The sequence below is a fragment of the Rathayibacter sp. AC451 genome (assembly GCF_979253095.1).
On the sequence record NZ_CEEDBD010000001.1, the window covers coordinates 1,843,076 to 1,856,372 of the forward strand.

Consider the following 13,297-nt stretch of genomic DNA (forward strand, 5'->3'; position numbering starts at 1 on the left):
GGACCATGACGGTCCTCCGCGAACTCGGCCTCGGCGCCCGCCTCTTCCTCCGCGGCTTCGGCACCTGGGTGCGCTCGCCCCGGGCGATGCTGCTGGGGGCGATCCCTCCCCTGATCGTCGGCCTCGTCTTCGTCGGCCTGCTCGTGCTGGTCGTGACCCGCGTGGGCGACGTCGTCACCGCGCTGACGCCGTTCGCCGACGGCTGGAGCGACGCCTGGGCGTCGAGCGCGCGCCTGGCGATCTCGGTCGCCGCGGTCGGGGCGCTCGTCGCCCTGGGGGTCGTGGTCTTCGCAGCCGTCACGCTGCTCGTGGGCGATCCCTTCTACGAGCGGATCTGGCGCGGCGTCGAGAACGAGCTCGGCGGGGTGCCCGACGAGCGCGAGACCGGGTTCTGGAGCGGGCTCGGCCGCTCGCTCCGCGACTCCGCCGTGCTGATCGCCACCTCGGTGGGCATCGGGATCGTGCTCGTGCTGCTGGGCGTGATCCCGGTCGTCGGCCAGATCATCGGCCTCCTCGCGGGCGCCCTCGTCGGCGGGCGGGCCCTGGCCCTCGAACTGACCGGGTTCGCGGGAGACGCACGCGGGATGACCCTGGCCGAGCGCCGCCGACTCCTCGGCGAGCGCCGAGGGATGTCCCTCGGCTTCGGAGTCGCGGTCTACCTGGCGTTCCTGATCCCGGGCGGCGCCGTGGTCGCGACCCCCGCCGCCACCGCGGGGGCGACGCTCCTGCTGCGGACGCTGCGGGGCGAGACGACCGAGCGCCCCGCCCCGCGGACGATCAGCTGACGCGGCGGCGCAGCCCTGGCGTCACCAGGGCCGCGGCTCCGGCGAGCAGCGCCAGCGCGCCGATCGGCAGCAGCGCTCCGGCATCCGATCCGGTCTCGGCCAGCGCGTGGCCGGCGGTGGGGACGGCCGTGCGAGGCGCGGTCGGCACGGTGCTGGTGCTCGTGGGGGACGGCGCCGGGGTCACCGGGATCGGGACGGGGACGACCGGAGCGGGCTCGGGATCGACGGCGGCCGCGAGCGAGAACTCCGCGACCACGAAGTCGGGACCGGGGACGGTGCCCGAGTAGCCGCGGTAGATGTAGCGCACCCTCTCCTCGACCCCGCCGAGCCACCGGGTCTCGACGAGCGGCGGGACCTCGCGGGAGGAGGAGCCGTCTCCGGCGACCGCCTGCCACTCGTCGTCGATCAGGACCTCGATCGTGTAGCTCCACGAGGTGAGGCAGTCGCGCAGCGTCCCGCCCGGGATCGAGATCTCGGTCTGCGTCCCACCGGAGCTGATGGTCGCGACGCCGGCGAACTCGATGGGCGACTCGCCCTCCTCGTAGCACTCCTCCGAGACGGGTGCCGGAGTGAGCGTCGGCACCGGCAGCGGCGGCAGCGAGACGGTGGGCACCGGGGCCGGGGTGAGGGTCGGCGTCGCAGTGGGCGCGGGCGACGGGGCCGACGTGCTCGCGACGGGAGTGGGGGTCGTGGTCGACGCGGCGGCGGCGGGGGCGAGCATCAGGGTCGCGCCGAGGGCGGCGGTGATCAGCAGGGAAGAGGTGGAGCGGAGCATGCGTGTCCTCGCGTGAAGCGCCGATCGTCGGCGGTGATCCGGGCGGGTATTCCTATCACGGGGCCGAAGAGCGGAGACAGACACCCGTTCGGGACGCGCCACCCCCTCCCGCTTGGCCGCCCGTCGCGCGGTCCCCTAGACTCCCCCCGTGCGCACGTCGAACCGAAGCCCCTGGTGGCCCGCCTCCTAGGCGGACCGACGCGCGAACCCCTCGCACACGACCGCCTCGTCCGGGCGGTCGTTCTGCATGTCAGGGCCCGGGTGAGGGACACCCCGAACCAAGGACCACGATGACCTCGCTCCTCTCCCGCATCCTCTCCTCCGACGGATCGCTGCCGTTCGCCGTCGTGCTCCGGCAGGGCCGCTCCGAGGTGGACGTCTTCACCGGCGACGTCGTCGACGTCGACGGGCTCGCCGACATCCCGCTGAACGGCGGGGACGTGCTCACGCTGGTGCCCTACCGCCAGGTGCGCGAGCGCGGGTTCGCCGCGAAGGACGACGGAGCGCCGCTGCGCAACCTCCTCGTCCGCGAGCGCGAGAGCGTGCCGCTGGACGAGGTCCTCCGACTGCTCCCCGAGCGCGAGATCCCGGTCGAGGAGCGCGGCTTCGACGTGCCCGACGAGGAGTACGCCGACATCGTCCGGCACGTGATCGACGACGAGATCGGCCGCGGAGAGGGCGCGAACTTCGTGATCGCCCGCGCCTTCGTCGCGCACACCGACGCCGCTCCGGTCGAGGCGGTGCTGGCCTGGTTCCGCCGCCTGCTGACCGACGAGTCCGGCGCCTACTGGACCTTCGCGATCCACACCCCCGGCGTCGACGGCGCGCAGACGGTGACCGCGGTCGGAGCGACCCCCGAGCGGCACGTCTCGGTGCGTGACGGCGTCGCGATGATGAACCCCATCAGCGGCACCTTCCGCCATCCGGCCGCCGGGCCCACCGGAGAGGAGGTGCTCGCGTTCCTCGCCGACGTGAAGGAGAGCGAGGAACTCTTCATGGTCGTGGACGAGGAGATGAAGATGATGAGCGCGGTCTGCCCGAACGGCGGACGCATCCTCGGTCCCTTCCTCAAGCAGATGTCGCGCCTCAGCCACACCGAGTACCTCCTCGAGGGGCGCACCGATCTCGACGTCCGCGAGGTGCTGCGACTGACGATGTTCGCGCCGACCGTCACCGGCTCCCCGATGGAGAACGCCTGCGCCGTCATCGCCGAGTACGAGAAGGAGCCGCGCGGCTACTACTCCGGCGTCCTCGCGCTCTTCGAGCCCGAGGAGCACGGCTACACGGTCGACGCGCCCATCCTGATCCGCACCGCCTACCTCCAGCCCGACGGCCGGCTGACCGTGCCCGCGGGCGCGACCCTCGTGCGCCACTCGACTCCGGAGGGTGAGGTCGCCGAGACGCGCGCGAAGGCCTCGGGCGTGCTGTCGGCGCTGGGACTCCTGCCGGGTCGCGAGATCCCGCCCGCCGTCGATCTGAACGCGCAGCCCGGAGTCGCCGAGGCGCTCGAGGCGCGCAACGAGCGGCTCGCGTCGTTCTGGCTCCGCCCGCAGGCGCCCGAGCACATCGCGGGCCTCGACGGGCACACCGCGCTGATCGTCGACAACGAGGACCAGTTCACGACGATGCTCGCGCACCAGCTGCGCCACCTCGGCATGGACGCCCGCGTCGAGCGCTGGTCGAGCGTCGAGGACGTGCTCTCGGACGACCTCGTCGTGTTCGGGCCCGGCCCGGGCGACCCGCGCGACGACTCCGAGCCGCGCATCGCGCGCCTGCGCGAGCTGATGACCCAGCGACTCGACTCCGAGCGCCCGATGCTCGCCGTGTGCCTCAGCCACCAGATGCTCTCGCTGCTCGCGGGCCTTCCCGTCGAGCCGCTGCCCGCGCCGCGCCAGGGCGTGCGACTCGCGGTCGACGTCTTCGGCGAGGAGGCGGCGATCGGCTTCTACAACACCTTCTCGTCGGTCGCGGGATCGGGTGTCGAGCGCACTCCCCTGCTCGATCTCGAGGTGTCGGGCGACCCGGTCAGCGGAGTGGTCGACGCCCTGCGCGGCGAGCACGTCGCGTCGGTGCAGGGCCACCTGGAGTCGGTGCTGTCCTCGGACGGACTGCGCACGCTCGAGCGCCTCGTGCGCACCGCCACCGCGCAGCCGGCCCGCTCGTGAGCGAGGTGCGGCTGATCGCGTCGGACGCCTACTCCGTGGAGCTGCGGTACGCGATCGCCGACAGCGTGCGCGCGGCGGCCGAGGCGGCTCGCGCCTGGCACGGTCGCGGCGACAAGGTCGCCGCCGACGAGGCCGCGGTCGCCGCGATGCGCGCGGTGCTGGCGGACGCTCCGTTCGACGGCACGGTCGTCATCGGCGAGGGCGAGAAGGACGAGGCCCCCATGCTCGCGAACGGCGAGCGGCTCGGTCGGGGTCCTCGCCGTCGTGCGATGTGGCCGTCGATCCGCTCGACGGCACGCGGCTGACCGCCGAGGGGCTGCCCGGCTCGGTCTGCGTGATCGCGCTCGCCCCGCGCGGCGCCCTCTTCGATCCGCGCGACGTCTTCTACATGGACAAGCTGGTCTGCTCGGCGGCGGGCGCGGGAGTCGTCTCGCTCGAGCGCTCCCCCGGGGAGAACGCGCGGGCGCTGGCGGAGGCACTGGGCAAGCCGGTGGAGGAGCTCGTCGTCGCGGTGCTCGACAAGCCGCGGCACGCGGGGCTGATCGCCGAGCTGCGCGACGCCGGAGTGGCGCTGTCGCTGCGCGGCGAGGGCGACGTCTCGGTCGCGATCGAGGCGGCCGACCCGGCGGGCGCGGTCGACCTGGTGCTCGGCATCGGAGGGACGCCCGAGGGCGTCGTCGCGGCGTGCGCGGTGCGCGCGCTGGGCGGTGTGATGGAGGGGCGGCTCGCGCCGCAGACGGCGGCCGAGCGTGCGAACGCGCTCGCGGCCGGTCACGACCTCGACCGGCTGCTGCGGCTGGAGGACCTGGTCGCCTCGGACGACGTGCTCTTCGCGGGCTGCGCGGTCTGATCCGCGGCCCGCGCCGCCTCCGGAACGCAGAAGAACCCCGGCTCGCGAGGAGCCGGGGTTCTTCCCGAACGTAGCGGGAGCGGGACTTGAACCCGCGACACCACGATTATGAGCCGTGTGCTCTAACCACCTGAGCTACCCCGCCGCGCGTCCTTCGCAGGCTCGACCTGCGGGAACGGAGCCCCCTGTGGGAATCGGACCCACTACCTCTTCCTTACCAAGGAAGTGCTCTACCAATGAGCTAAGGGGGCGCACCTGCGGGCATCGGACCCGGAGGACCTGCCCCTCTCGGGGCGTGCCCGCGATTTGGCACCGTTAGACAATAGCACCTCGCTGGAGCGGCGGTGACCGCGGGTGGGGCGGTGCGCCCCCTGCTGGTCGAGGGGACGGCGATCTCGATACGCCCGATGCGCGGGCTACTCGATCAGCAAGGACTCCCTGCTGGTCGAGTAGCGCCGCAGGCGCGTATCGAGACCCACCGCTCCAGACAACGGGGATCTCGATACGCCCGCTGCGCGGGCTACTCGATCAGCAAAGGCTCCCCTGCAGGGCCGTATCGAGACCTACCCCGCTAGGAGCGGCTCGCCTCGTCGAGGGAAGCGAGCTCGTCGTCGCCGAGCACGAGGGTCGCCGAGGCGACCAGGGCGGGCAGCTGCTCCATCACGCGCGCGCTCGCGATCGGGGCGACGACTCCGGGCTGCGAGCGGAGCCACGCAAGCGCGACGGTCGCGACCTCGGCACCGTGAGCCTCCGCCACCGCGTCGAGGGCCGCGAGCACGCGGCGACCGCGCGCGTCGAGGTACTGCGCGGCTCCGGAGGCACGGGGCGAGTCGGGCGTGGAGCCGTCGCGGTACTTGCCGGTCAGGAACCCGGACGCGAGGGCGTAGTAGGGCACGACGGCCAGGCCGTGCTCGCGGGCGAGCGGCAGCAGGTCGGCCTCGATGGCGCGCTCGACGAGGTTGTAGTGCGGCTGCAGCGCGACCGGCGCGTGCAGTCCCTCCTCCGAGGCGAAGCGCATCCACTGGGCGATGCGGTCGGCGCTGAAGTTCGAGACGCCGATCGCGCGGACGAGACCCTCGTCGACCAGCTCGGAGAAGACCCGCGCGATGTCCTCGATCGAGACGGCGTCGTCGTCGAAGTGCGCGTAGTAGAGGTCGATGTGGTCGGTGCGCAGACGCGCGAGCGAGGCGCGGCCGCCGCGCGCACGGTGTCGGGGGCGAGACCCTGGAACTCCGGGTGGCGGCTGACCTTCGTGGCGACGACCACGTCGTCGCGGTCGGAGCGCCGGCTGAGCCACTCGCCGATGATCGTCTCGGACTCGCCGCCCTTGTTGCCGGGGACCCATGCGGAGTAGGAGTCGGCCGTGTCGATGAAGTTCCCGCCCGCGGCGACGTAGCCGTCGAGGACGTCGAACGAGGTCTGGCGTCCGGAGGTCCAGCCGAAGACGTTCCCACCGAGCGAGAGCGGGAACACCTCGATGCCGGAGGCGCCGAGGGGGGCGCGGGTGGAGGAGTCGCGGGCGGTGGAGGCGCTGTCGATCGTCATCCTCCGATTCAACCCGCTGGGTGCGGGGCGCTCACTCCCCCTCCGGGCTATGTGGAGCAAGCACTCAGCCGACATGACGACCGGGTCGCGCGAGGAACTCGGGCTCAGCGGATCGCGCTCGGCTCAGAGGTGCTCGAGCAGCGGGTAGTCCGCGTACGCGAAGCGGGACGAGTCCGGCGCCCACCCGGCGACGTTGATCGTGCCCTGTCCGCCGAAGAGCCGCTCGACGACGCGACCGGGCTCGAGCGAGCCTGCGGGCCGCCCCGCGAGATCGAGCAGGCGCAGCTCGACCGGGAGGTTCTCGGGGTGCCCGGCGGTGCCGTCCGGGTACGCGAGCGAGAGCAGGTGCGCGCCGTCGGGCGAGACGTGCGGGAACCAGTCGACGGTGTCGGACTCGACGACGCGCTCGAGCCCGGAGCCGTCGCGACGCATCCGGAACAGCTGGGCCCGCCCGCCACCGCCGCGCTCGGAGTTGAAGTACAGGACCTCGCCCGTCTCGTCGAAGTCGACACCGTCGTCGGGGTGCTCGTCCGCGGTCAGCGCGGTGAGCGGACCGCCCTCGGCGGCCATCGTGTACACGTTCGTGACCCAGCGGCCGGAGGCGTCCTCGCCGCCGCCGATCAGGGCGAGAGTCGTGCCGTCGGGTGAGACTCCGTGGAGGTAGTGCTTGAAGCGGCGCCCGTCGACCTCCTCCGTCAGCCGCCGCGCCGGCGCCGAGCCGTCGAGCGCCACCGCGTACAGGTGCCCGTCGCGCGCCGATACGTACGCGAGACCGCCGCCGGGAGCGAGCACGTGGTCGTTGTTGAGCTCCTCGGGCACGCCGACGAGCGGGATCGGGACAAGCGCACCGGCGCCGGCGCCCTCGAGCGGCAGCCGGAACAGCAGCCCGTCGCCGTTCACCACGAGGGAGGAGCCGTCGGGCGACCAGTTGGGGGCCTCGACGAGCACGGTGCTCGACTCGAAGACCGTGGTCGACGTGCCGGAGGCGACGTCGTGCACGCGGATCCGGCAGAGCTGGTCGGGGAGGAGGGAGCGGGCCATGCGCCCACGCTAGAGGAGGCCGGCGCCGGACCGGAGGCCCTCACGGCGCCGCACGGGCGCGTCAAGCCTTCCCGCACTCAGGTTCCGCCGCCCACCCCTCCGATAAACTCGACTCACGACTGTGCTGGATGGATCTTGAGAGGAACATGTGATGCTCCTCATCCTCGTGATCTCGTTCGCCCTGGCCGTCGTGACGCCGTGGATCGTCGACCGCTTCGGTCCGAAGACGTTCTACGCCCTGGCGCTCGTGCCCGCCGGCACGTTCGTCGCCACGGCCGCCGCGCTGCCGACGATCCTGTCGGGCGGTGAGATCCACGAGAGCGTGCCGTGGATCCCCGCGCTGGACATCGCGCTCTCGTTCCGCCTCGACGCGCTCTCGATCGTGCTGGCCCTCGTGGTCAGCGGAGTCGGCGCGCTCGTCCTCGCGTACTGCGCGAGCTACTTCCGCCGCGACGAGCCGTCGCTCGGGCGCTTCGCCGCCCTGCTCTTCGCCTTCGCCGGAGTGATGTACGGGCTGGTCACCGCCGACGACGTGATCATCCTCTTCGTCTTCTGGGAGGCCACGAGCGTCCTCTCCTACCTCCTGATCGGCCACTACAACGGCCGCAAGGAGAGCCGCGGTGCCGGACTCCAGGCGCTGCTGGTGACGACCCTCGGCGGTCTGGCGATGCTGGTCGGCATCGTGATCCTGATCGTCCAGGCGGGCACCACGAGCCTCGCGGAGATCGTCGAGGCGGCACCGTCCGGCCCGATCGTCTCGGTCGCCCTCGTGCTCGTGCTCCTCGGGGCGTTCTCGAAGTCGGCGCTCGTCCCCTTCCACTTCTGGCTGCCGGCCGCCATGGCCGCGCCCACCCCGGTCAGCGCCTACCTGCACGCCGCGGCGATGGTGAAGGCCGGCATCTACCTCGTCGCCCGCCTCGCGCCGGGCTTCGCCGACGACTCCGTCTGGCTGCCCGTCGTCGTCAGCGTCGGCGTCTGGACCATGCTCGTCGGCGGCTGGCGCTCGCTCCGCCAGTACGACCTCAAGCTCGTGCTCGCGTACGGCACCGTGAGCCAGCTCGGCTTCCTGACCGTCGCCGTGGGCTTCGGCTCGCGCGACGCCGCCCTCGCAGGGCTGACGCTGCTGATCGGCCACGCGCTGTTCAAGGCGCTGCTCTTCCTCGCCGTCGGCATCGTCGACCACCGCGCCGGCACCCGCGACCTGCGCAAGCTCAGCGGACTCGGGCGGCAGGCGCCCGTCCTCGCGGGGACCGTGCTGCTCGGCGTGCTCTCGATGGCGGGCATCCCCCCGCTGCTCGGGTTCGTCGCCAAGGAGGCCGTCTTCACGAGCCTGATCTCGGCGATCGAGCAGGGCTCGGTCTGGGGCTGGGTGGCCCTGATCGGACTCGTGCTCGGCTCGATCCTCACCGTGGCCTACTCGGCCCGCTTCTTCTGGGGCGCCTTCGCCCGCAAGAAGGGGCTCGAGGACACGCACCTGCACGACGAGGCGTGGACCTTCACCGCTCCTCCGGTGCTGCTCGCCGCCGCGAGCGTCGTCTTCGGCATCGGAGCGAACCTCCTCGACCCCCTCATCGCCGTGTACGCCGACACCCTGCCGTTCGGCGCTCCCGACGGCGATCCGGAGCTCGTCGCCGCGGCCGAGGCCTCCGACCACGGCGGCTACCACCTGGCGCTCTGGCACGGTTTCGAGCCGGCGCTCGGTCTCAGCGCGCTGGTGATCGCGATCGGCCTCCTCCTCTTCGCCAAGCGCGTGACGGTCGCGCGGATCCAGTCGAAGGTGCCCAACCGCATCGACTCGGCCGAGGGCTACTGGGCCACGGTGCGCTGGCTCGACCGCGTCGCCAGCACGGTGACGGAGTTCGTCCAGCGCGGATCGCTCCCCCGCTACCTCACGGTGATCTTCGCCGTCTTCGTCCTCGGGGCGGGCGGCGCCGCGGCGGTCAACCGCACCTGGCCAGACGAGCTCGTCCTCTGGGACACCCCCGGTCAGCTCGCCGTCGCCGCGGTGATGATCCTCGCCGCGATCCTCTGCGCGATCGCGCGCAACCGCGTCGCCGCGGTGCTCCTCGCCGGAGCGACGGGCTACGGCATGGTCGCGCTCTTCGCCCTCCAGGGCGCTCCCGATCTCGCCCTCACGCAGGCGCTCATCGAGACGGTCACGCTGGTCGTCTTCGTGCTCGTGCTCCGCCGGCTCCCGACCCGGATCGCCGCGAAGCACCAGCCGATGCGCAAGCGCCTGCGGGCGGTCATCGGCATCTCGGTCGGCGCTGTCATGGCCGTGGTCGCGACGATCGCCCTCGGCGCCCGCACCGCGACTCCGATCTCGGTCGACCTGCCGCGCCTCGCCTACGAGGAGGGCAAGGGCCGCAACATCGTCAATGTCCTGCTCGTCGACATCCGCGCCTGGGACACCATGGGCGAGATCTCGGTGCTCGTCGTCGTGGCGACCGGTGTGGCGAGCCTGATCTTCCTCTCCAGCCGGGCCGGAGGAGCGCCGCGGCTCGAGCAGCCCGGCGCCGGAGACCGCCGCGAGCGCGCGAGCGACCTGACCGCTCCCGCCTCCGAGTCCGAGCAGGCCTCGGGCGAGGGCGACCGCGGATCCTGGCTCGTCGCCGGCCGCACGCTCCGGCCCGAGAACCGCTCGATCGTGCTCGAGGTGCTCGTGCGCCTGCTGTTCCACCCCGCGATGATCGTCTCGGTCTACCTGCTCTTCACCGGCCACAACACCCCGGGCGGAGGGTTCGCGGGCGGCCTGCTCGCCGGCCTCGCGCTCGTTGCCCGGTACCTCGCCGGCGGTCGCTTCGAACTCGGCGAGGCCGCTCCGATCGACGCCGGGAAGGTGCTCGGCCTCGGACTCCTGTTCGCCGTCGGCACCGCGGTGTCCTCCCTCTTCTTCGGCCTCCAGGTGCTCGAGGCGAGCTGGCTCGACCTGTACCTCCCGGTGCTCGGCGAGCTGCACCTGGGCACCTCCACCCTCTTCGACATCGGGGTCTACCTCATCGTGATCGGACTCGCCCTCGACATCCTCCGCAGCCTCGGCGGCGAGGTCGACCGCCACGGCGAGGAGGCCGAGGACGGCGCGCCATCGGGCGACGGCGTCACCCACTCGACCGACAGCACCCCCGGCCCCGGCGCCGGCACGGTCGACGGACTCGAGACGAAGCTCCCCACCGGCTCCACCGTCGTGGGCGGACCGGGACGGGGGGACGACGCATGAGCACCACCCTCGTCCTCGTCGCCGTGATGGCCGTGATGTACGCCGCCGGCGTGTACCAGATGCTCGAGCGCAGCCTCACGCGGATCCTGATCGGCTTCATCCTGATCGGCAACGCGACCAACATCCTGATCCTGCTGATGGCGGGCCGCTCCGGTTTCGCTCCGTTCGTGATCGAGGGGCGCGGCTACGAGGAGACCGCGGAGGGCATGGCCGATCCGCTCCCCCAGGCGCTGATCCTCACCGCGATCGTCATCACCTTCGGCATCACGGCGTTCCTGCTCGCGATGATCTACCGGCGCTGGCGCCTCGCCAACGCCGACCAGGTGGAGGACGACGAGACCGACGCCTCGGTGCGCGCCGATGCGGCGGGCATCTCGGCGCAGACCACCGCCGACGACAAGGCGCTCGACGATCTGCTCGAGGCGAGCGACGAGGGCACGGCGGCCCGGCACGGCGAGAGCTCGATGAGCGACGACAGGAAGGAGGATCGATGAACGTCCTGATCCCCCTCGTCGTCACGCTGCCGCTGCTGGGAGCCGCGGTCGCCCTCGTCCTCGGCCGGCACCGCAGGGCGCAGATCCTCGTCAACATCGTCACGCTGTCGGCGGTCCTGGTGATCTCCTCCGTGCTGCTGGTGCTCGTGCTCACGGGCGAGGACGGCGGCAGCGCCGTCTACGTCGGCGGCTGGGAACCGCCGTGGGGCATCGTGCTGGTGGTCGATCCGCTCGCCGCGCTGATGCTCGTCATCACGTCGATCACGCTGCTCGGCGTCCTGCTGTTCTCGGTGGGCCAGGGCCTGGTCGACGGCAACCGCGAGACGCCGGTCACGATCTTCCACCCGACCTACCTGATCCTCTCGGCGGGCATCCTCAACGCGTTCGTCGCGGGGGACCTCTTCAACCTCTACGTCGGCTTCGAGATCCTGCTGGCCGCGAGCTACGTGCTGATCACCCTCGGCGGCACGGCGCCGCGCATCCGCGCGGGCACGACGTACGTCGTCGTCAGCCTGGTCTCGAGCGTGTTCTTCCTCTCGGCGATCAGTCTCCTCTACGGAGCGACCGGCACCGTCAACATGGCGCAGCTCTCGATACGCATCGCCGAGCTCCCCGCCGACGTCCAGCTCGTGCTGCACGTCGTTCTGCTGCTGGGCTTCGGGATCAAGGCGGCCGTGTTCCCGCTGTCGTTCTGGCTCCCCGACTCGTACCCGACGGCGCCCGCTCCGGTCACCGCCGTGTTCGCGGGACTGCTCACCAAGGTCGGCGTCTACGCGCTGATCCGCACCGAGACGCTGCTCTTCCCGGGAGACGATCTCAGCGCGGTGCTGCTCGTGGTCTCGCTGCTGACGCTCGTGGTCGGGATCCTCGGCGCGGTCGCGCAGGCCGACATCAAGCGCATGCTCTCGTTCACGCTCGTCTCGCACATCGGCTACATGGTGTTCGGCATCGCGATCGGGACCGAGGCCGGCTACGCCGCGACGATCTTCTACGTCATCCACCACATCACCGTGCAGACGACCCTGTTCCTCGCGACGGGGCTGATCGAGCGCGTGGGCGGGACGACGTCGATCCTCCGGCTCGGCGGGCTGCTCAAGGCCTCGCCGCTGCTGGCCCTGCTCTACTTCGTCCCCGCGATGAACCTCGGAGGCATCCCTCCCTTCACCGGGTTCCTCGGCAAGGTCGGGCTGTTCGTGGCCGGCACGGAGTCGGCCGTCGACCAGCCCTCCTGGCTGATCTGGGCCGTCATCGGCGCCGGTGCCGTCACCTCGCTGCTCACCCTCTACGCGGTGGCCCGCGTCTGGAACATGGCGTTCTGGCGCCGGCAGGAGGAGGTGCCCGGCTACGAGTCGCCGCTGATCGACCAGCTGCAGGAGGACCCGCACGACACCGGCACCGTCCGCACCCGGCACTCGCCGCCGATGATGGTCCTCGCGACCGCCGGCATGGTGCTCGTGAGCGTCGGGCTGACCCTCGGTGCCGGTCCGCTCTACGACGCGAGCGCGCACGCCGCGCGGGACATCGCGGATCCGTCGACCTACATCGCCACCGTGTACCGCGACTCGTCCTTCGGAGAGGAGGGCCCCCGATGAGCCCCCGCCGCCGCGTCGACGTGTGGAACCGCGTCGCGATGTTCGTGACCCTCGTCGGCATCTGGGTGCTGCTCTGGGACGACGTCTCGGTGCTCTCGATCGCCTCGGGCTTCCTGATCGCCCTCCTGATCACCCGGGTCTTCTACCTCCCGCCGGTCGAGTTCTCGAACCGCATCAACCCGTGGTTCGTGCTGCTCTTCCTGCTGCGGCTCGCCCTCGACATCGCGATCGCCTCCGTGCGGGTGTCGTGGCAGATCCTCACCCTGCCCGTCCCGGTGCACAACGCGATCGTCGCCGTCCACCTGCGCAGCCGCTCCGAGGGCATGCTCGTCTGGACCACCGAGGCGGTCTCGCTGGTGCCCGGCTCGCTCGTCATCGACGTCGACCCGCAGCAGAACGTGCTCTACCTGCACGTGCTCGGCGTCACCCACGACGAGGGCGAGCGCATCGAGGAGGTGCGCCGCACCGTGCTGCGGACCGAGGCGCGCATCGTCCGGGCCATCGGCTCGAAGGACGACGTCGCCCGGGTGAGCGAGCCGCTCGACGCGGCAGCGGGGTCGACGCGATGATCGACTGGCTCGTCTGGGTCCTCGTGCCCCTCTTCGGCATCGCCTGCCTGCTCGCGCTGGTGCGCATCCTGATCGGCCCCTCCGTGCTCGATCGCGTGGTCGCCGCCGACGTGCTCGTCGCGACGATCATCTGCGGCCTCGGCGCCGACATGGCGGTCAACGAGCACGCGACCACGCTGCCCGTCGCCCTCGGGCTCGCGCTCTTCGCGGTCTTCGGCTCGATCAGCGTCGCCAAGTTCATGGCCAACCGCGAGGAGGACTGAG

Annotated in this window: 9 protein-coding genes, 2 tRNA genes and 2 pseudogenes; 8 read left to right on the top strand and 5 right to left on the bottom strand. The window is 71.8% G+C overall.

From position 1 onward, the window contains the following. The first annotated feature begins 5 nt into the window (after positions 1-5). Positions 6-785 carry an EI24 domain-containing protein gene (locus AC0CID_RS08835; protein ID WP_465226500.1) on the top strand — a complete coding sequence of 260 codons (780 nt, stop codon included), beginning with the start codon at positions 6-8 and terminating at the stop codon, positions 783-785. On the opposite strand, the gene AC0CID_RS08840 is transcribed toward AC0CID_RS08835, so the two are convergent. After that, complete coding sequence (locus AC0CID_RS08840; RefSeq protein WP_465226501.1) at positions 778-1,560, bottom strand: hypothetical protein; 783 nt, start codon at positions 1,558-1,560, stop codon at positions 778-780. The two genes, AC0CID_RS08835 and AC0CID_RS08840, sit on opposite strands and share 8 nt — an antisense overlap. Positions 1,561-1,850: 290 nt before the next feature. On the opposite strand from AC0CID_RS08840, the gene AC0CID_RS08845 reads away from it, so the two are divergent. Both AC0CID_RS08845 and AC0CID_RS08850 read left to right on the top strand, forming a co-directional pair. Continuing rightward, complete coding sequence (locus tag AC0CID_RS08845) at positions 1,851-3,725, top strand: anthranilate synthase family protein (RefSeq protein ID WP_207404594.1); 1,875 nt, start codon at positions 1,851-1,853, stop codon at positions 3,723-3,725. A gap of 65 nt (positions 3,726-3,790) precedes the next feature. Continuing rightward, positions 3,791-4,575, top strand: a pseudogene (locus AC0CID_RS08850) (fructose-bisphosphatase class II family protein). A gap of 71 nt (positions 4,576-4,646) precedes the next feature. Here AC0CID_RS08850 and AC0CID_RS08855 read toward each other — a convergent pair. The 4 genes and pseudogenes from AC0CID_RS08855 to AC0CID_RS08870 form a co-directional block, all read right to left on the bottom strand. Further along, a tRNA-Met gene (locus AC0CID_RS08855) sits at positions 4,647-4,720 on the bottom strand. Positions 4,721-4,754: 34 nt separating this feature from the next. Further along, positions 4,755-4,826 (bottom strand) — tRNA-Thr (locus AC0CID_RS08860). Between the two features lie 320 nt (positions 4,827-5,146). After that, positions 5,147-6,120: pseudogene (locus AC0CID_RS08865) on the bottom strand (aldo/keto reductase). 123 nt (positions 6,121-6,243) lie between these two features. After that, positions 6,244-7,161, bottom strand: a complete 918-nt coding sequence (locus tag AC0CID_RS08870; RefSeq protein ID WP_465226502.1) for a TolB family protein — start codon at positions 7,159-7,161, stop codon at positions 6,244-6,246. Positions 7,162-7,312: 151 nt separating this feature from the next. On the opposite strand from AC0CID_RS08870, the gene AC0CID_RS08875 reads away from it, so the two are divergent. From AC0CID_RS08875 to AC0CID_RS08895, 5 genes are read left to right on the top strand one after another with little or no spacing between them, the layout of a single operon-like run. Beyond that, positions 7,313-10,378 carry a Na+/H+ antiporter subunit A gene (locus tag AC0CID_RS08875; protein ID WP_465226503.1) on the top strand — a complete coding sequence of 1,022 codons (3,066 nt, stop codon included), beginning with the start codon at positions 7,313-7,315 and terminating at the stop codon, positions 10,376-10,378. Further along, on the top strand, positions 10,375-10,872 hold the full coding sequence (locus AC0CID_RS08880; RefSeq protein WP_465226504.1) for a Na(+)/H(+) antiporter subunit C: 498 nt from the start codon (positions 10,375-10,377) through the stop codon (positions 10,870-10,872). The genes AC0CID_RS08875 and AC0CID_RS08880 overlap by 4 nt, the downstream gene beginning before the upstream one ends. Further along, on the top strand, positions 10,869-12,464 hold the full coding sequence (locus AC0CID_RS08885; RefSeq protein ID WP_465226505.1) for a Na+/H+ antiporter subunit D: 1,596 nt from the start codon (positions 10,869-10,871) through the stop codon (positions 12,462-12,464). Before AC0CID_RS08880 ends, AC0CID_RS08885 begins: the two co-directional genes overlap by 4 nt. Beyond that, complete coding sequence (locus AC0CID_RS08890; protein WP_465226506.1) at positions 12,461-13,033, top strand: Na+/H+ antiporter subunit E; 573 nt, start codon at positions 12,461-12,463, stop codon at positions 13,031-13,033. The genes AC0CID_RS08885 and AC0CID_RS08890 overlap by 4 nt, the downstream gene beginning before the upstream one ends. Continuing rightward, the gene (locus AC0CID_RS08895; protein WP_465226507.1) at positions 13,030-13,296 is read left to right on the top strand and encodes an MrpF/PhaF family protein; all 267 of its coding nucleotides are present in this window, start codon (positions 13,030-13,032) and stop codon (positions 13,294-13,296) included. The genes AC0CID_RS08890 and AC0CID_RS08895 overlap by 4 nt, the downstream gene beginning before the upstream one ends. Position 13,297: the final 1 nt, after the last annotated feature.